Origin of the sequence: Gabonibacter massiliensis (genome assembly GCA_001487125.1) — a bacterium.
GTDB classification, from domain to species: Bacteria; Bacteroidota; Bacteroidia; order Bacteroidales; family Marinifilaceae; genus Gabonibacter; species Gabonibacter massiliensis.
Genome location: LN913013.1, coordinates 873,595 through 893,899, shown reverse-complemented (window position 1 = coordinate 893,899; position 20,305 = coordinate 873,595). Strand labels below are relative to the sequence as shown.

General features: G+C 40.2%; 15 protein-coding genes. 6 read left to right on the top strand and 9 right to left on the bottom strand.

What is annotated here, in order from left to right; genetic code table 11:
- Positions 1-263: 263 nt before the first annotated feature.
- From BN3283_RS08055 to BN3283_RS08045, 3 genes are all read left to right on the top strand, one after another.
- The gene (locus BN3283_RS08055; RefSeq protein ID WP_059026321.1) at positions 264-692 is read left to right on the top strand and encodes an immunoglobulin domain-containing protein; all 429 of its coding nucleotides are present in this window, start codon (positions 264-266) and stop codon (positions 690-692) included.
- 97 nt (positions 693-789) lie between these two features.
- Entirely contained in the window at positions 790-4,116 is a 3,327-nt protein-coding gene (locus BN3283_RS08050; protein ID WP_059026320.1) for a hypothetical protein, read from the top strand.
- A 215-nt stretch (positions 4,117-4,331) separates the two neighbouring features.
- A complete protein-coding gene (locus BN3283_RS08045; RefSeq protein WP_041504362.1) occupies positions 4,332-4,739 on the top strand; it encodes an immunoglobulin domain-containing protein in 408 nt (135 codons plus the stop codon).
- A gap of 760 nt (positions 4,740-5,499) precedes the next feature.
- Here the strand turns inward: BN3283_RS08045 and BN3283_RS08035 are convergent.
- The 4 genes from BN3283_RS08035 to BN3283_RS08020 form a co-directional block, all read right to left on the bottom strand.
- Positions 5,500-6,930, bottom strand: a complete 1,431-nt coding sequence (locus BN3283_RS08035) for a polysaccharide deacetylase family protein (protein WP_059026318.1) — start codon at positions 6,928-6,930, stop codon at positions 5,500-5,502.
- A gap of 379 nt (positions 6,931-7,309) precedes the next feature.
- On the bottom strand, positions 7,310-8,959 hold the full coding sequence (locus tag BN3283_RS08030) for an AMP-binding protein (protein WP_059026317.1): 1,650 nt from the start codon (positions 8,957-8,959) through the stop codon (positions 7,310-7,312).
- Positions 8,960-9,063: 104 nt separating this feature from the next.
- The gene (locus BN3283_RS08025) at positions 9,064-9,648 is read right to left on the bottom strand and encodes a DUF4251 domain-containing protein (RefSeq protein WP_059026316.1); all 585 of its coding nucleotides are present in this window, start codon (positions 9,646-9,648) and stop codon (positions 9,064-9,066) included.
- 144 nt (positions 9,649-9,792) lie between these two features.
- A complete protein-coding gene (locus BN3283_RS08020) occupies positions 9,793-11,439 on the bottom strand; it encodes an AMP-binding protein (RefSeq protein WP_059026315.1) in 1,647 nt (548 codons plus the stop codon).
- A gap of 299 nt (positions 11,440-11,738) precedes the next feature.
- Between BN3283_RS08020 and gad the strand changes: the two genes are divergently transcribed.
- Complete coding sequence (gene gad, locus BN3283_RS08015) at positions 11,739-13,136, top strand: glutamate decarboxylase (protein WP_041504370.1); 1,398 nt, start codon at positions 11,739-11,741, stop codon at positions 13,134-13,136.
- Between the two features lie 206 nt (positions 13,137-13,342).
- Entirely contained in the window at positions 13,343-13,855 is a 513-nt protein-coding gene (locus BN3283_RS08010; protein WP_041504371.1) for a ferritin-like domain-containing protein, read from the top strand.
- A 72-nt stretch (positions 13,856-13,927) separates the two neighbouring features.
- Here the strand turns inward: BN3283_RS08010 and BN3283_RS08005 are convergent, their stop codons facing one another.
- The 5 genes from BN3283_RS08005 to BN3283_RS07985 all read right to left on the bottom strand — a co-directional run bounded on the left by BN3283_RS08005 (position 13,928) and on the right by BN3283_RS07985 (position 19,793).
- Positions 13,928-14,605, bottom strand: coding sequence for an ion channel (locus tag BN3283_RS08005; RefSeq protein ID WP_059026314.1), 678 nt, complete (start codon positions 14,603-14,605; stop codon positions 13,928-13,930).
- A gap of 70 nt (positions 14,606-14,675) precedes the next feature.
- A complete protein-coding gene (gene glsA, locus BN3283_RS08000) occupies positions 14,676-15,641 on the bottom strand; it encodes a glutaminase A (RefSeq protein WP_059026313.1) in 966 nt (321 codons plus the stop codon).
- A 20-nt stretch (positions 15,642-15,661) separates the two neighbouring features.
- A complete protein-coding gene (gene gadC / locus BN3283_RS07995) occupies positions 15,662-17,215 on the bottom strand; it encodes a glutamine/gamma-aminobutyrate antiporter GadC (protein WP_052634823.1) in 1,554 nt (517 codons plus the stop codon).
- Between the two features lie 135 nt (positions 17,216-17,350).
- Positions 17,351-18,538: an MFS transporter gene (locus BN3283_RS07990; protein ID WP_059026312.1), complete on the bottom strand. Its 1,188-nt coding sequence runs from the start codon at positions 18,536-18,538 to the stop codon at positions 17,351-17,353.
- A 76-nt stretch (positions 18,539-18,614) separates the two neighbouring features.
- Positions 18,615-19,793: a THUMP-like domain-containing protein gene (locus BN3283_RS07985; RefSeq protein WP_059026311.1), complete on the bottom strand. Its 1,179-nt coding sequence runs from the start codon at positions 19,791-19,793 to the stop codon at positions 18,615-18,617.
- Between the two features lie 72 nt (positions 19,794-19,865).
- Here BN3283_RS07985 and BN3283_RS07980 point away from each other — a divergent pair, with 72 nt between their 5' ends.
- Positions 19,866-20,294: an N-acetyltransferase gene (locus tag BN3283_RS07980; protein ID WP_059026310.1), complete on the top strand. Its 429-nt coding sequence runs from the start codon at positions 19,866-19,868 to the stop codon at positions 20,292-20,294.
- The last annotated feature ends 11 nt before the right edge of the window (positions 20,295-20,305 follow it).

Genomic DNA, 20,305 nt, shown 5'->3' with positions numbered 1-20,305 from the left:
TGATATTATGATTAGCTGATTTTCAATATAATTTATGACTTCTTTATTGAATAGTACTGAAATGATTCATTTTTTAACATGAAATCGGTATAGAATCCATATTTAAAATGTTGTGTATTTGTATTTTTAATTAAATGAAGTATATCATTATCTCTTTATTTTTTTTTGATCTATTATTGTATTGTGAATGATATAATTATTTGCTATTGTAATTATTTTTATGTATTATTGTGAAAAGTGCAAATTATTAAAAACTCACGATCATGAAGAAAAAATTATTATTTGTCTTAGTGTCACTTGTAATTCTTACTGGATTTAAAAGCAGAGAAGCTGGATTAACCGATAATTTTAATGTCAAAAAGGTTCTTTCTTCGGAAGAGAACGGTTTACCTGAAATAACCAAAGTCGCCCCTAACGAAGAGGGACTTGTTTTTGGCATTGAGGGACAAATTATCACATTTTATATTGAATATACGGCAAATCCAGGTGCTACTTACAAGGTGTATAAAGGGGAACAGCTTCTGAAGAGTTCCGAGATTGCTAAAAACAAAAATAAGGTGACGGTTACGATAGAAAATGTAACGCGAGCATCAGAAGGAAGTTATAAAATCGAAGTTGTCAATACGATTGGGGTTGTTGAGCAAATGTTTTATGTGACGGTAATTGTCATTGCCCCTGAATTGGAAGTTTAATTGACATATCGAAAATATATCTAAAAAAATAACTCTTTGTGGTATATGATTTTTAATCTGTTTTTTAGGTAGATAATTGAAAACGAGATCGGTCATTATGAATAAACGTAATATTTTTATAATAGCCCTGTACGAGTTTAAATGTGCTCGTAGAAATATCTTTTTCGGTATATTTACGATTTTATCTCTTGTCGGGCTTGTTATTTATCAATTTACCCCGACAGAGGTTAATTCCGTACATGACGTGTTTCGTTTTTCCATGGAATGGATTTCACAAGTTTTTCCTGCATCCTTGGCTTATAAAACGGCTTATTTTTTTAACCTTTTTCAATTGTTTTTTATTGTTGGCTTCGTTGTTGTCGATTCAAATATAAACCGGCTGGGAGTAATAGAAACTCTTCACGTACGCCCGTTTGGTAACACGGAGATCGTGATCGGGAATTTTTTGGGGAAGCTCTTTCTTTTCACGTTAGTGAATTTGATCGTGTTTGTCGTTTCTATTTTGCTCAATGTTAGTTTTTTTTCTCGTTCTTTTGATTTGTCAGTTTATTTCTTTTACTGGATTACGTTGATTTTACCGACATCGGTTTATTTTCTCGGATTTTGTTACCTCGTGACTCGTTTTGTGCGGCATCCGGGGATCAGTATGCTGCTCCTGCCTGCTTTCTCGGGAATTATTATTTACGACGGGGCCGGATGGTTAAACGGCTTGCTTGATCCGTGTGCCCGTTCCATCCCGAACATGTTTTCGGATTTTACAGGGCATGTGAACTTAGAAAATTACTTGTTGCAAAGAGGTTTTACCTTGTCGGTCGGTATCGGCTTTCTGGTATTGTCCGTTCTTCCTTACCCGAGAGTACCTAATCATTTGCTGGCTTTCAGGAGAATTTCAGGTATTGCTTGCGGTATTTTTATCGTAACCTGCGGATTGGGTTTTGCTTATCAGGCTCGTCACGGGATTGTTCATGATAACCGGGAGGCTTATAAACAGGTGTACGAGGAGTTAGGAAAATTTCCTGCTGCTAAGGTCGTACGGAATGATTTGCGAGTAAAGGAGCTTGGGAATGGTAATATCTCGGTAGTCAGCGAGATGACTGTCACGAACCGGAATTCAGTCAAAATACCTTTAATTATTTACTTGAACCCGGGTTTAAAAGTGACCTCCTTCGAGATAGACGGGGAAACCGTTTTTTATCGTAGGGATCATCAGGCATTGATCACGGGTAAAGAGTTAAATTTGAGAGAGACTTGCAAAGTGTTGATTCGCTACGAGGGAGGTATCGAAAATGACTTGTGTTTTTTGGATACGCCCCCGGGGGCGTATACCTGCCCGACAGTGAATGGTATAGGGATCTATCGTTTCGGGTATTCGCCTGCTTTTTGCGGTAAAAAATATAAACTGTTAACGCCCGAGTGTATTTGGTATCCCGTGTGCGTGCCGCCATATGGGGAATCAGGTATTAGGGTCGTAAACTTTTCCCGTTACAGTTTGAGAGTAGAGCATGATCCTCGTTTGATGGCTATCTCGCAAGGTGATCGTATTGAAAAAGAAAAAGGTGAGACGGAGTTTGCGTTTGCTCATGATATGCCGGGTATCAGTCTTTGCGTGGGAGACTACAACGAGCGAACGGTACTGCTCGACTCTACGCGAGTATCGTTTTATTTTCATCCTGCTCACGAGTATCTTTTGGAAGAATATGATATTATACCGGAAGATACTTTGCCTAAAAGACTTTTGCGTAAAAAAGAGAATTTGGAAAATGAAGAGTGTATACAAACTTCGGAGTTTATAAAGAAATACTACATAGAGAAATATTATTACAAAAGGGGACAAGATGTTAGTGACCCTACCCAGCAGTATCCGTATCGTTGGGGTATATTAGTGGAAGTTCCCGTTGATTTTTATTGTTTCCCGCATGTGATGCAAAGGACGGGAGAGAGAGTGCAAGGTGGAATCGTGTTTCTCCCGGAAAAAGCTTACTCCATAAAAGCTTACCCATTCAAGGTCCCTAACGTCATTGAGGAAGAAGAGAAAGTAGATTATATCTCGAATATAAGATTGGCAAACGATATTGAAACCTTTATCGGTAAAGGTGGATGCAGTATAAGACCCATGTTACAGGGGAAAACAATATCCATTATCTCCCGGGAGTATCCTATCTTGCAGGATGTATTGAGCGATATATCACGTAAGAATAGGGGTACTGTATCGTGGACATATCCGGCGGAAGATTGTGTGGCCGTGGAATATTTGAGTCGAAATAGCTTGAAAGATGCCTTACAGGATAAATCCTTACTGCCCGAAGCATTGGAAAATATCATTCGTAAAAAAAATAATGAATTGCAGACTTATATATCGTTGTTTGTGGATCGAGAACGTTTTCGTCGATTTTATCATAACTTCTTAGCAAGCAATCTTTTTAAGGAGACAACAGCGGAAGAGTGTTTTTCCCAATTTTATCGAACATTTGGCATCCGGTTGGATTCGCTCATTGAAAGTTGGTACAACTCTGCTCGTTTGCCCTTACTCGATATACGGGATACTCGGGCGATCAAAATCACAGGTACCGAAAAGGCTTACTGGTTGTATTGCTTTAAGGTGTTTAACAGGAGCGACGTGCCGGGGCTTGTTGAAATAGATAATGATCAAAAATGGGTTATCCCCCCTCGTGCGGGAAGAGAGATCAGGACACGTGTTCTCATAAATCCTATGCAATCGGTTTTTAGTATGAGTACTCCTTTGGCTCGGAATCTTCCGGCTATGATATTATTAGAGCCGGAAGAGGCAAGTTATCTATCTGTAGACACGACAACTGGTGTCTTTAACGTAGATTCGTCTGTTTTTCTTCCGGCGGCGGGAGAGAATGAGATTATTGTTGATAATGAGGATGCCGGTTTTAGGGTAGTGAAAACGGAAAATCTTATTACCTCCCTATTCCGAAAAGAGAAGAGTGGTAAAAAATATTATGATCATGTCACTGGTGAGGATATTTGGTTGCCTACGATTAAAGAACATTTCTATGGTTTCCCGGTGCGAAGTGCGCTTTATAAAGAAGTTAGCGAAGGTAAACAAAAAGTGGAATGGAGTGTTCGGTTGCCTGAAGCAGGGAAGTATGAGGTTTTTTTTTACTACACGGCCTTCGCCGGTGGCGGTCGGAAAAGTATTCCTGATTGGATTGAATTCTCTTCTTTATCAGAAAAGAAAAAGCAAGAAACTTCACGTTTTTATACCGTTTTTGATGGCAGAAAAGAGCATAAAGTGGTTGTTGCTCCGGGAGAGGATGACTTGGGATGTTGGGTCTCTCTTGGAATATTTGATTTTACTGAAAACGCAAGGGTAACACTAAGTGATAAAAAAATGAATGAAGGGTATTCTCAGGGACTCGTTGCCGATGCGGTGAAATGGGTAAAAGTCAAAGAGTAATGATAAACGTTTTCGCGTATGAATGTTACGTATATTTAATTTGAGATTATTCTTATAAAATATAATCTATCGATAATCTACTGTTTTATAATGTGGTACGAGTGTTCATCGTGTTGTAAAGATTGAATACGATCAATAATTTAATTGTTATTATTGTTGGCGTGTGCAATTATTTTATCTATTTTAGTAAAATATATTAATTAAATCACATAATCATGAAGAAGAAATTGTTATTTGTTTTGGTGTTATTTATGAGTTTTACCGGGTTTAAAAACGGAGAGGTAAAGGTATCGGAGGGTTTATATATGACGAAGGGAATCCTTCGGGGTACGGCGATTCAACCTGTAATAACCGAGAAAGTTCCTAAAACTCTTGTTGTTAAGGGTTTTGAAGGACAGATTATTTCTTTTTATATTGTATATACCTCGCAACCAGAGGCTACCTGCGAGGTGTATAAGGATGGTAATCTGTATCATGGAGATATCGAAGTGCAAAAGAAAAAAGTAACTGTTACTATAAAAGAGGCAAAGACGAGTGATTCTGGCAGATATAAAATAGTACTTAGAAATACGGCAGGAACGACCGATGTATCATTTGACGTGACGGTATTGGCTGATCAATGAAGATAAATTTATAATCTCGTTGGAAATGATTGTTCCGGGAAATGGTTTTTGACCGTTTCCGGAACATTTTTTTAGCTGTAATTTTATTTTCCTGACTGTTTGTAACCGAAAGTGATTGATGACGATTCTGCTTCTCCCGGTTATGGCGGAACAAGGAGATTTGTAAAGGGTGAAAACGGATGGGGTGGTATCGTAATCCTTCAGTCTTGAAGCCTGCGAAGTACGAGTTTAAATGTGCTTGTAGAAATATCTTTTTGGGTATATTTACGATTTTATCTTTTGTCAGACTTGTTGTTTATCAATTTACCCCTACAGAGGTAAACTCGCTACATGACCTGTTTCGTTTTTCAATGGATCGGATTTCACAAGTGTTTCCTTCCTCCCTCGCTTATAAAACGGCTTATTTTTTTTAATTGTTTTTTATTGTAGGCTTCGTTGTTGTCGGTTCAAATATAAACCGGTTGGGAGTAATAGAATCTCTGCATGTACGCCCCTTGGGTAATGTGGAGATCGTGGTCGGGAGTTGCTTGGGGAAGTTCTTTTTTTCATGTTAGTGAATTTTATCGTGTTTTCCGTTTCTATTTTGCTCAATGTTAGTTTTTTTCTCGCTCTTTTGATATGTCGGTTTATTTCTTTTACTGGATCACGTTGATTTTGCCGACAGCGGTTTATTTTCTCGGACTTTGTTACCTCGTGGCGGATGCGGTGAAATGGGTGAATATAAAGAAGTGATAAAACAAACGCTATAACGAGGTTCGGTCTATTTTATCCTTTTCAATAATTCGTTTTTTTTATCGGAATCCTTTAGTTGATTTATGAAATAAAGGGCATCGTTTCGGTTGGATACTGTTTTGTCGGATTCGTATTTCCTGACATAATGGGTGGCGTGGTCCGGTAGGAACCTCCGGCAATCGATGTTTAGCATGAGGCCGTTGTTATGATCCGCATAGGATAGTCCGCTAACGGTATTTCCCGAGACGATGGAGATGATATGCTGCTTTTGCAGGTGACCCAGGTTGACGGTAATGGAGGGGTAGTAAAAATGGGCTTTGGAGGGTAGTGTAACGGTTAATTTCAACGTGTTGCCGATGAGTTGTTTTCGAATGACGCTATGTATGCGGTAGTAATTATATTCGTAGTACTCTTCCAGGCTGGGAGACCATACGGAATCGTCTCCGTCTTTTCCGTAAGTATTGTTAAGCCAAAGAAGAAATTGTGCCCAGGCGGGATCGGTTTTGTGAACCCCGATCTGGATGGCGGCTCTCTCCTCTTTGCTTTTTTGTAATTCGGACCGGATGTATTCTTTGGCTTGTTCGGTAGTGTAAAAGAATCTGTTCAGTAGTTGTTTATATAAGTCGTTTGTCGTTTTAAACGGGTATAAAGCGGAAGCTTCGCTTTGTGCCGTCATGATCAGGATCGGATCATACGCCAATGCCGCTTCCACGTAAGTTTTATTGCCGTCGGGCTCCGTTAAAACCTTGCATGTCCGTCCCGATAGTTTGTCTGTAATAATCTTTTGGGATAGACTATAATGTACTTTTATACTATCCCGGTTATGGAGCATGGACGTTTTTACATCATGAAAGGCTATGCCCACGCCGTAATTGACCATCTCGATAACATTATTCCAAATAAGACCGGATTTCATATAAAAACGATAGTAGTTTTTAGTGAAACCGACTTGTACGGAAGGTTTCGCGTTCATCCACTCCCATTCGGGAGCAAGCGTTGTCGTGAAAGAGAAACGTACCTCGTTGCCGTTCCCGTCTGTACTGCCTAACGTTTTACCGAGATTGTAATTGTCCGGGGGTAAGTCTCCGGCTTTTAAATGGGCCGCATCGTAATAATATTTCGAGGATAACGGTTTGCCGTGAATGGCCGCCCATGTATTGCAATAGGCTGTTTGACTGCAGTCGTCTTGAGTTAAAAGGAATAGCCAGGATTTGTTATATTTCAAAGGAGGAATCTCGACTTCGATCTCATTCAAATCGATTTTACCGTCTGTGCTGATGGTAAGTTCGGCCGTAATGTCGTGAGATTCCTTTTTAAACGGATAAATGTAAACGGTTTCTTCTTGCTCTTCCTGTTTTTTCTCTTCATCTCTTTTAGATAGATCGACTTCTTTGATACATGAGAGGAACAGGATGGTAATTAAGAAATAGCGTGTTGAGTTGATGATATATCGATTCATCTAAGCGGTTGTTTAAGTTGGAATACATTTTGCAAATATAGGAATAATTAATATATTATAGACGCAATAATACTCTATTTATTTTATTTTCGGATGTAATATTGCAATACTCCGTTCGGAGGAATGAATCGGAATATAGAAGATGATTTTTAATAACGGGCTGCTTTTTAGAGCGTAGATACATGATTGATAGCTGAGTGTTCGGATAATGCGGCCTTGTTTTTGAAAGAAGAGCGATAGATAATTTGCGGGATAGTGAAATTTGAAGGTATAGATTTTCTAACGCGATAAAATCGACGGTAAATTGTTTGCTATAAAAATGAGTTTTACGTTTTTCTATAAAAAATATCTCCCGGATTAGAGTAACCGGGAGATATTTTTATTGGTACAAATAACGTTTGATACTACGTTTGGGAGTTTTTTCAAACTCTTCATTGTAGATTTTCATTTTCGTTATTTGGCTGTAAGCCGGAAGTGTTTTATTGACCTCCAGACGATTTTCTTCCATGATTGTGGTAAGGTTCTCTTCTGATTCCTTATGATCTGCGGTTGCTGCTTCAAAATCCGGATAAATCAAAGCGATTAGTTTGCCTTCTTTTTCTATTACGATGGATTCTGCAACGTATGGTAGGTTATTGAGTTGATCTTCTATCTCTTCCGGGTATATGTTTTGACCGCTCGGGCCCAAGATCATATTTTTGCTGCGTCCCTTGATATAGAGGTAACCGTCGGAGTCTATCAGACCTAAATCTCCCGTGTGCAACCATCCGTCGGGTGTAAGAGCCGCTTTGGTTGCCGCTTCGTTTTTATAATAGCCGTACATCAGGTTATCCCCTTTGGCTAATATTTCACCTACGATATGGGCCGGATCGGGAGAGTCGATTTTTAACTGCATGCGCGGGGCTGCTTTTCCGCAAGAGCCTTTTTTGAATGTTTCCCATCCGTCGTAAGAAAGAATAGGACCGCATTCTGTCATTCCGTATCCGACGGTATAAGGGAAGTCGATGGAACGTAAAAATTCTTCGACTTCTTTATTTAGAGCTGCTCCTCCGATAATAAGTTCCTTAAAATTGCCCCCAAAAGCGTCAATAACTTTTTGTCGGATAGATTGTTTTACCTTTTTATCTATAAGAGGAAGATTCAATAATAACTTCATAATCGGCTTCTCCAATGTAGGAAAAACCTTTTTGCGAATGATCTTTTCAATTATAAGCGGTACTGAAATGATTAAATTCGGCTTTATCGTGGCGAAAGCTTCCGCGATGATTTTCGGTGAGGGAGTTCGAGTTAAGAAGAAAACATGCGCACCGCTGGCGAATTCGTAAATGAATTCGAAAGCCAAACCGTACATATGAGCCATAGGTAACATGGAGATGACCCGTTCTTCCGGAAGTTTGCCGAAAACACCGAAAGCAAATTTCAAGTTCGACCATAGGCTTCGATACGGAAGCATCACTCCCTTCGAGAAACTGGTTGTCCCAGAGGTATAATTGATGACAGCCAGATCTTGCAAGTTGTCGTATTGATAATTAACGTTCTCCGGTTTAAAGCGTTCCGGATATTTTTTCCCGAAAAATTCGTTCAGTCTATGGCGGGCCTCCGTAAGAGAACGACTGCGAGAAATAAGTAAAGAGTAATCTTCCATGCTGATAATCCCTTCTAAAAGCTCCATGGAATTTTCATTTAATCCTTCCCAAACGACACTTCCCACGAACAATAACTTAGCTTCGGAATGGTTCACGATATTGTGAATGTTATCCGTTTTGAACTCATTTAAAATGGGGACAGCTACCGCTCCATAAGACAGAGTGGCCAAAAAAGCGATTCCCCAATTGGTCGAATTACGACCGCATAAGGCAATTTTATCTCCTCTTTTGATGCCTGCATTTTCAAAAAGGATATGTAGTTTTTCGATTTTTCGAGCTACGTCTTTGTAACTGCAATTTACCCCTTTGTAGTCTGTTAAAGCCGGGCGATCCCAATTTTCTTTGATACTTTGTTCTATATAGAATAAAAAACTTTCTTCCATTGCATTATATGATGATATAGAATTCAAATTTAGGAAATTATTTTCAGATAACGCAAGAGATGAGTTTTTTTAAGAATTAAGAAAAGGGCCTTTAAGCCCTTTTCTTATTTCATATAAATAGCCTTTTTGTCTTCTGGAATGGAAGATACTTTCCCGCTATAAGAGATCGAAGCTCGCTTGTTACTATTGACTTTTACGCTACAATGCCCGTTGGAATAAATCTCCACGTAAAAGGAGAAGATATCGTTTCGGTTTCTAACCTGAAAAGAGTACATTATAAATTGTTTTTTTCGTTTTTGAATAACCTTTAATGATTCGTTTAGCAACTTTGCCTCTTCGAATTCGATGCCCCCCCCCTCACCGTATGGGACAGAGTAAGCTCTGCCAAAGAACGGAAGCTTTCCGGTAGCGATCGTGTCCATTAAAAAGATCTCTCCTTGATTCATTGCTAAAGAAACATGACCTTCTCCGCCGATTGTTTTTTTCCCGTATTTGGAATCTATTACGATACTGCTGTTTCCGCTCGGGAACGCATCGTCAAGAGTGATGTAAAAAATTTTACTTTTCACGAGTTCCACGATGCGGTTAAAAGCGGCTGTGTCCACTTTGGCTTTCTTCTCTCTTGCCGTTACTACAAAAGAGGAAAAAATAAGTATCCCAATAATTAAAATGCTTTTTCTTGTTTTCATAGTTTTTAATTTTAGTTGTTTTTCCCGTTTTTATGACAGACAAATTCTATACCGAAATGAAAAGAACCTGTCATTACGGCAAGATAATAAAAAATAGGTAATTCTCCATATCTTTGAAATGTGTAAGTTTTGCAAACTGACTTTTTACTGATACAGGTAACGCTTGATACTTCTTTTCGGTGTTTTTTCGAATTCTTCGTTATGAATCATGATACGGGCTATCTGACTATAGGACGGGAGCTGTTGATTCACTTGTTTCCGGCTTTCCTCCAAAATCCGGGATAGGTTCTCCTCCGATATTTTATTTTGTTTCATAGCCTCGAAATCCGGGTATATTAATCCGATTAGTTTTCCTTCTCTTTCGATCACTAAAGATTCTGCGATATAAGGCATGACGTTCAGGTAATCTTCAATCTCTTCCGGATAAATATTTTGGCCGCTCGGTCCCAGGATCAGGTTTTTGCTACGTCCTTTGATATAGAGATAACCGTCTTTATCTATGATGCCGAGATCGCCCGTATGCAACCACTTGTCCGAGTCCAATACGGCATTTGTGGCTTCAGGGTTCTCGTAGTAACCGTCCATTACGTTCATTCCGCGGGTAAGAATCTCTCCCACGACGTGTTCAGGATCGGAAGAGGCTATTTTCAATTCCATTCGATCTACGACCTTCCCGCAAGAGGTAGGGCGGAAGGTATCCCAATGGTCGAAAGCGATGGCCGGTCCGCATTCGGTCATGCCGTAGCCTACCGTGTAGGGGAATTTGACAGAATGCAAAAAGGCTTCCACTTCTTTGTTGAGGGCGGCTCCTCCGATAGCAAGTAGTTTGAATCGACCTCCGAAAGCATCTAATATTTTTTGTTTGATTTTGTGACGTATCTTTCCGTTTAAAACCGGAATTTTTAGCATGAGTTTAATATGAAATTTATCCAATTGCGATAGGACTCTTTTTTTGATTATCTTTTCAATGATAAGAGGAACGGCCACGATAAGGTGAGGACGTATTTCGGTAAACACTTCGTTGAGTATTTTAGGGGATGGCATTTTCTGCAAAAAATAGATGTGCGTGCCACTGGTAAACGGATAGATGAACTCGAACGCCAGTCCGTACATATGAGCCATGGTTAGGATAGATACCAATTTCTCACCCGGATTATATCCCATCTGATCCAAAGCATACCTTAAATTTGACCACATGCTTCGATACGGGAGCATGACTCCTTTCGGGGAGCTGGTTGTTCCTGACGTGTAATTGATCATGGCTAACTCTTCCGGAGCGTCTACACGATACAAGACGTCCTCGGCTGTAAAACGTTCCGGATATTTTTGTCTGAATAGTTCGTTTAAACGAGTATTGGTCTCTTCCAGTTTATTATTTCTGGAAAAAATTACCGAATAATCGGACATGGCTAATATACCGTCCAGGTCAGGCATATCTTCGTGATCTATTTCGTCCCATACCGATTTCCCGACAAAAAGTAGACGTGCTCCGGAATGGTTGATGATGTGATGGATGGTATCCGGTTTGAATTCGTTTAAAATGGGGACGGCAACAGCTCCATAAGTTAATGCGGCTAAGAAAGCAATCCCCCAATTGGCTGTATTCCGACTGCATAGAGCAATTCTGTCTCCCGGATGGATATCGCTTTCTTTAAATAAGATATGTAATTTTTCCACTCTTCTGGCAACATCTTTATACGTGTGGTTTGCCCCCTGGTAATCGGAAAGAGAGGGTAAATTCCAATGCTCTTTTATACTGTGTTCGATAAGCTTTAAAAAACTTTCTTCCATAAAATGTTTTTTATTTCATTTAGACAATTTCTATGTTTATACTGAAAATCAGGTGGGAAGGTTCCGAAAATACAAGTGATCTGTTTTCGGAATTTAGGTTCCTTTTCTCCAGAGGTAAGGCAAGGTTTCTTTAAGCCATTTTTTATTAAAAAAGCATGAGGTAACAAAGCAAAGTGCAAGTGTAGTTAAATATTGTGAGGAGCCGAAACTTTCGATAGAATAACCCGTAACTATTAACGAGCGTCAAGAAATGCCACTCGTTAATTCATTATGTTACATTATATTAAAAACAATTAGTTATGAAAACAGAAAATCCAAACACGCCTATTTTTGGAACATCGGAAGAAGCTCGTGTTGCTCCGAAATACGAGATGCCCAAAACTTCTATGCCTGGAGAGGTCGCTTATCAAATCGTTCACGATGAAGCCATGTTAGACGGGAATTCCCGTTTGAATCTGGCTACCTTCGTTTCTACTTGGATGGATGATTATGCTCGTAGGGTTATGACCGAGAATATGGATAAAAATATGATCGATAAAACGGAATATCCTCAAACGGCAGAGATTGAGCGTCGCTGCGTGAATATTATTGCCAAATTGTGGAATTCACCGGAAAAACCATATTGTACGGGAACCAGTACCGTCGGGTCATCTGAAGCATGTATGCTGGGAGGTATAGCGGCTTTGAAGCGTTGGCAAAAACGTCGGAAGGCGAAAGGGCTTCCTATCGATAAACCGAATTTCATTATCTCAACTTGTATGCAGGTCGTATGGGAGAAATTTGCTATCTATTGGGACGTGGAAATGCGTATGGTACCGGTTACGATGGATAAGATCACACTTGACCCGCAGGAGGTTGTGAAAATGTGTGATGAAAATACCATCTGTGTAGTTCCGATCCAGGGAGTTACGATTACGGGTTTGAACGATAACGTGAAGGAAATCAACGATGCACTTGATAAATTGAATGCAGAAAAAGGTTGGGAGATTTGTATCCATGTGGATGCGGCAACCGGTGGGTTTATACATCCTTTTATCGACCCGGAAACGGTTTGGGATTTCAGATTGAAATGGGTACTTTCTATTAGTGTGTCAGGTCATAAATTTGGTCTGGTATATCCGGGTGTAGGTTGGGTTGTTTGGAAGGATAAGCAATATCTGCCTCAAGAGATGAATTTTGCAGTGAATTATTTGGGTGCTGATATCCCGAGTATTTCAATTAACTTCTCTCGTCCCGGAAATCAAGTATTGGCTCAATATTATCAATTCTTGCGTTTGGGATGGGAAGGTTATCGACAAATACAACAGAATTGTTTGAATGTATGCTTATATTTGAAAAAACGATTGCAAGATATGGGGATATTCGAATTTTTCAGCAATGAAATGCCGAATCCGCTGTTTATTTGGAAGTTGAAAGATGATCCCAAACGAAAATGGACCTTGTATGATTTGTCCGATGCCCTCCATGTGGAAGGTTGGCAGGTTCCGGCCTATACTATGCCTAAGGATATGGAGGATGTGGTTATCATGCGCGTTGTTGTTCGTCAGGGAACAGGTTTCGATTTGGCGGATTTGTTGATGGAAGATATGAAACGTTGCGTGGATCAGTTGAATAAACTGGAAGAACCCACGAACAGTGCTATTCTTTGGAATAAGAAGATGCCCCAAAAACCAAGAGGTTTTAACCACAGTAGGTAAGACCAAATAATTATTCTGTTCTGAAAATACCCCATCAAGAATCTTTCTCTTCGATGGGGTTTTACTTTTTATATTCCGGGAACGGTTCTTGGGAGTCAAAATAAACACCGAGAACCGCCCCTATGGGGTATTTGTTAAAAATACAGGTTGCTCAAACAAAATGTTTGCTTGTCCGTTATATATATAAAAAACTAAATACGAATATTATGGCTAAAGAAAGTGTAAAAATCCTGCAAGGAAAGCTGGATGTAGAATGCTTGATTTCTCAATTGAATGCGGCATTGTCTGAAGAGTGGTTGGCATATTACCAGTATTGGGTAGGTGCGTTAGTAGTAGAAGGTACTATGCGTGCCAATGTACAAGGGGAGTTTGAAGAGCACGCAGAGGAAGAGCGCAAACACGCTCAAATGATAGCTAAACGCATCATGGAGTTGGAAGGAGAACCTGTTTTAAATCCTGAAAATTGGTTTAAACTGGCAAAATGTAAATATGTTACTCCAAAAGACTTCGATTCAGTCAGTCTGTTAAAAGACAATGTCGCTTCCGAGCGTTGCGCAATTTTGAGGTATCAGGAAATTGCCGAGTTTACGGACGGTAAAGATTTTACAACCTGCGATATCGTGAAAAAAATTCTGGCTGAAGAGGAAGAGCACGAACAGGATCTTCAAGATTACCTGACTGACATTGTCAGAATGAAAAAATCACTCCTTGCGAAGTGATTTGTTAATCGGTAGGAGAGACGGTTCTCGAGGTTTAAAAATGTGCCTTGAGAACCGTTTCCGTTTAGTTGGTTAATTATTTTCCACTCCTTTTCGTTTAGCTTGAAACTTAGTAGTGACGTAAGCGGTAAAGATGGGGAAGAAAATCATGCCGGCAGCGGCTAAAATGACGGCGAGGGATTGTCCTATTTTCGTGACACCGAAGATATTGGAGCCTACGGTAGTGACATTCATAAGAGCCCAGTTGAAAGCATCCCAATAGTTTTTAACCATAGGATTGACTCCGTGTTCCATGAAGAAAAAAAGGATGCTGCTGAAATAGATCGTCGTAAATAGAATCGTCAAGTAGGTTGCGAATAAATTGGTGACCTTACTGCGGCTCATCCATCCCACGATAAGCGATACTCCATATATCCCTCTGGCCAAAGGTATCAGTCTTAGTGTCAACCACAAGCCGTGAGAGATCGTTGTCGTCAGGGAATGGACGATGTTTAGATAAGGGATGGAAACCAATAAGAAAAACAGGTTGTTGAAAAAGAAACGTTGGCTCCATCCGTCTGTATACCAGCGAACAAAGAAGTCTGCTAAGAATATGGAACAGACCAATAGATGAAAATGAAGTATAAATCGTTCACTTAATACGTTTTGAGTAGATAGCAATTCGATCGAAATCACTACAATAATAGCGATACTTCCGATTAGGACAAGTGCATTTAGAAACTTCTCTAATGCTTTACTTTTAGGTATCATGTATAAGATAAGATTTATGGATCAGCTTTGCGACAAGAAAATGAATTCTTACCGCAAAGCTGGTAATTAATTATTCCGTAATTTCTATACTGTTTCCATTGAATACATTTACTTTTAGTTTTTGAGCGATGTATTTAATGGCAGCCTGAGCTTTTACTGAATTTCCGGCTTCGTCCAATGGCGGAGCAAAAGCGGCAATACCGAATGCACCGGGAAGAACTCCCATAACCCCTCCGCCTACTCCGGTCTTGGCCGGGATTCCGCTGGTGTATAGCCAGTCTCCCGTATGTTCGTAGAAGCCGACTGTTGCGATTAGGGAGATAATTTGCGGGGCCAGATTCTCATCGAATACCTGTTTGCCCGTTACCGGATTTTTACCTTTATTGGCAATGGTGCATCCCGAAATAGCCAGTTGTTTGGCCGTTACGCCCATAGAGCACTGACGGGTATAAAGATCAAGAGCCATATCCGGATCGTCATATATTCTGTCGTAATTTTTGAGTAACCAGGCAATAGAACGGTTGTTGAAATTGGTGGCTGTTTCCGATTTGTATAGTTCATCCTGCAGAATGGGCTCACTGCCGCAAAGATCAGTCATGTTATCGATGATGGCAGACCATTTGGAATTACTGTCTCCTACGGGTTTAACCATACTGTCAGCAGCAATGGCCCCGGAGTTTACCAAGGGAGTACTCGGATGATCTTTTTCGAGTAAGATTGCCATGATTGAATTGAAAGGTAGTCCGGTTGCATCGGCTCCGATTTTTTCCAATAGGGCTTCAGCTCCGTATTGGCGTAATACCAGGATGGCCGTGTGTACTTTCGAAATGGATTCGATACCGAAAACATAATTGGTATCTCCGGCTTCAATGATTTCTCCGGAAGGGAGAGATATGGCTATTCCGAACAGATTAGGATCGATTTTTGCCAAGAACGGGATGTAGTCTGCGTTGGCTCCTCCCTTCATTCCCTTTAGTTTTTCATGAGCCTCGGCGACAACCGCCTTAAGGTCTGACAATTTGATAGTCTGTTTCATGTGCTTGTTTTTAGTTTGGTTTAATTTTTGTCTGTGCCCGGTGTCGTACTATTTGTTTGTGTACTTTGGCTTGTCGTCGGTTGGGTTGAAGTTGCCGCTACGGCAGGAGCTTCTTCCCAATGGAAAGGTTCGATGTCTGCATTCGGATCTTTCCATGACGGTTTTCGTGCCGCGTAAATAATGAACGGGGTCGCAACCACAACAATACACCCGATGATCAGAACGGAGAACCAAACGGTGTTACTACCGGTATTGATCTGGGAAGGCGGAATAAAGCTTAATATAAATGCAAGTAAGGCTCCACAGAATCCGAGTCCGGCGATAATCCATATCAAACCGTTGCTTTTTCTACCGATAGCGAAGGGACGTTCTGCTTTTTTCATTTTGTAACGCAGTACAATGGCTCCCGAAAACATTAACAGGTACATGATTAGATATAGAAGTACCGTTAATTGGGAAAGGATCTGATAAAAGGATTGAACAGATGGCATAACGACGAATAGTAGGGCCAAAATGGTTACAATTCCTCCCTGTACGAATAGGATGTTTTTCTGTACGCCTATTTTGTTTGTTTTTTGGAAGAAAGGAGGTAAGTATCCGGCTTTACCCACGGTAAAAATACCTTTTGACGGACCGGCAACCCAAGTTAATACTCCTGCTAACACACCGAACATTAAGGCAATGGCGATAATGGGAGAAGCCCAGCTCAAATGAAGGTATCTCAAGTAATTGTCAAATCCCACCAATAAACTTTGTGTCAGGTTAATGTCTTTTGCAGGAATGATTAGACCTAAAGAGAAGGTTCCTAAAACGAAGATTAAAACGGTAATACCGGCACCGATGAAGATGGCTTTCGGATAATTTTTGGCAGCAGGAGGAGTTACGTCCATCACGTGAATACCCATCATCTCCATACCGGCGTAAAAAAGGAAGATACCCGAGGCTAATACCAAATTGTCGAAATTTGCCAAATCCGGAAAAAAGCCTTGACTCATGTCCATGTAATTATGCCCCCCGGTTGAGATGTAGATGATTCCGAAAATAATCAATAGGGCGGCAGGGATGATAGTTCCGACCATGGCGCCTATCTTGGAAACTTTACCGACCCATCCTAATCCTTTTAGCGAGATAAAGGTGGCGACCCAATAGATAATTAACACGGTAACCAGGGTGAAGACTTTATTAGAAGCTAATAGTGCGTCTCCTGCAGGATTCATTCCTATGTAAGCAATGGATACGGCTCCGAAAGTCAATACCGTCGGATACCATATGGTGCTCTCGATCCATTGGAGAAAAATTGCCAAAAAACCGAATCGTTTTCCATAAGCTTCGCCGACCCAACGGAAAACTCCACCTTGCTTTTGTGAAAACATTGCAGCTAATTCGGCGGCGACCAAGGCCGTTGGAACAAGAAATACGATAGCTGCAAACAAATAATAAAATGCGGAGCTTAATCCGTATTCTGCTTCTGCAGGTAGTCCCCGAAGGCTTACTACGGCTGCTACGTTCATGATTGCTAAAGTCATGACGCTGAGCTTTGCTACGGAACTCTTTTTGTTTGAATTTGTTGCCATAATTTAAATTGAAGTTTGGTTAATTAATTTAGAATATTGTTTTATAGTTTACTAAGCTTTATTTGTATTTCAAAGTAAGTACGGGAAACAGGGATGAAGGTTTAATTCCTCACAATATTTAACTTTGACAAAGTTTTACCATTCGTCTGGAGAAATTCCTACCGTTTTTGTTTTTCGGCGGAAGTAGACAAACAGGGTGAAAGCAGCACTGATAAACATATTTAACCAAAAAGGGAAATAGGATGAATCTGTCGAGAATAAGTTTTCCAATGCCCTAATTATGAATGGATAGGTGATAATGGCAATATAATTCATCGACATGACCAAAGCGAGGGCGTAGGTCGGATGGGGAGAACTGTTGGCTGTTTTATCGTAGATGACGGGTTGCATGCAACCGTATCCCAAACCGATTAAAGTCACGCCTAAGACGAGGGTAAATATATCACCTTTGAATGCAAATAAAATTAATCCTGATGTGATGGCAGCCATTGCTATAAAATTCGTGTAGCTTTTAAACCAGGATATGATTTTATTTATGAAAAAACCGGGAAGTGTCATGGATAAGAAGAATACTGAAATGAGGCTTCCGGACATATCGGATTTTCCGATGTGTAGGTTTTCCATGTAAAGAGCTAAGTTGAATGGAATCGTTAAGGCTAAGATCGTGATGAGGTAATAGAATAGCATTAGACCGACCGGCCAATGAAGAGTAAAAGATCGGTGTGGTGTCGACGAGTGTTTGGAAACGGGTGCCGGATCGTTTTTCAGCTTGAAGGCAAATAAAAGGGATATCCCCGATAAGCAATAGACCAAAAAGGAATAATGCCAATTAATATTGGCCAAAATACCGGATAACAAGGTAGCCAAGACTAACGTGATGTTTGTTATGGAAGAGGCTATACCTAATTGTTTAGTTCGATATTTACCTGTAAAATAATTTGCGATCAAACCGGTTGAAAAAGGAATAACCATTCCGGCGCCGATGCCTAATAATGCGCTGATTATCAGTAGTAAAATTAGGGTTTTTACAAATGGATAGATGATGCTGCATCCGAAAAATATGCTTAATCCGATGATTAAGACCTTTTTTTGATTCGTATGCATGGATAGCCTGCCGGCTAAAAGGATAAAGGGGACGATGATAAAGGAGGGAAGTGATTCCAACATTTGTAATTGCAGATCGCTTGCCCCTTTAAAAATGGTTTCGAGGGATCCGAGTATAGGAGAAATGGCCAAGCCCGGTAAAGAAGTTACCATGGATATGGAATAAATGGCCAGTAGCGTAAATAAGGAAATGGTTCCTTGTCCCGTTTTTATTTTCATCTTTTTTCTAATTATCGTTCTTTTCGATGATACGAGTATTAGGATAAAAAGTTGAAGATGGCGATGGTTTTGGAATTTATTTACGGCATTGAATAAGAATGGGGGTATTCGGGTGTAAGGTGGTTGCGAATAAGTATACATGGCCACCTTCCGTGATTCTACTTTTTTGACGTAAATCTTTTACCGATAAATTGAAATTTCTTGTCGTTATGTTGGCTTGTGGAATAGTTCGGCAGAGCTGTTTTAATCCTTTTCCGGAGAAATCGAAGACCTTGTCAACGACGAATTTTCTCCCGGGAAACTCTTCAATCCACAGATCGGAAGTATAGAGATGACTGTGTGGATGCAGCTTCTCTACATTAAAACGTTTCGCGGGTAATTTAAAAGCTCCGGCCTTTAATATGGAACTGTCGGGTTCATATAAAAATTTCTTAATATGCGAAGTGAAGATTATCGTTGTCTCTTTTTCTGCAGAAAGTTGAAAGTCGAAAAGTTGTTTCTCTCCGGTAGAAGTGATATTTAATGTGGAGACGATGGGGTCAACATCTTTTTTTTCGTTTTCCAACACATATAAAAGTTCTTTACATTCGTTTTTGACTGAAAGTACGTGGATTTCTGTCGTCTCTGGCAAAAGCCTTAGCGTTTCCATAATATCAGCCATAGGTGAGATCTTGATAATAACCCGTTTGGCATGATCTAACAAAAGGGGTTTTAATTGCAGTACGTCCGGTTCGCATTCGGATAAAGCGAATACCCGTTTGTTGCCTTCCGCTCTCCGAGCCGGATCGATGTAAAAGGTATCTACCTTGACGGATTCGGCAACATCTCCTGCCTCCTGATTTAAGACTTGTATGTTGTTCGCCTGTAATAGGCTGAAATTGTGTTTTGCCGCTTCACAGTAATGGGGAGACCGTTCCACGTAAATCACTTTCTTTACTTGTTTCGAAAAATAGAATGAGTCTACCCCTAAACCGCCGGTAAGATCGCATAATGTCTCTCCTCGAGTCAGTTTTTGTTTGTATTCTGCCGTGATCTCGGAAGAGCATTGTTCAGTAGCCAGACGGGAAGGATAAAATAATTCCCGGCAAGCGTGCCAAGAGGGTAATTTATCTTTTATTTGCCTTCTGGCTATGATTTGGTCCACGATTGCAGGCATGTTGATTTCCGGGTATTTAGAGGCCGAGAGTAATAATTTATCCGTGTTATCGTTTTCGTGGAGTTTTATAAAATCAATGATAGACTGAGTCAGGATCATACATAAAATGAATTGAGATTTGATCTTCAAACATACGAAAAATTATTATCTTTATCTGATAAAAGAAGTAATATGATTCGTAAATATACGGTTCCGGACGAGGATGTCCTCGTGAAAATATGGTTGGAAGCCTCTTCTCTTGCTCACGATTTTATTCCGGAATCTTTTTGGTCGGAACAGGTCGAGAAAATGAAGCATCTCTATTTGCCTTCGAGTGAGACCTGGATACATGAGGGAGAAAACGGGGAGATCGATGGCTTCGTATCTTTGGTCGGAAATTATATGGCGGCTTTATTCGTGAGACCCGACCGGCAAAAAATGGGAATAGGAGATGCTCTGATGCGATGGGTAAAGAGAAAATATGAACGACTGGAGTTGAATGTTTACACGAAGAATATTTCGGCGGTTGCATTTTATGAATGGCATGGTTTTAAGGTGTTAAGACGACAAATCGATGAAATGACGGGATGCGAGGAGTTCGTGATGGTGTATGAGGGATAAACTTCACGGTA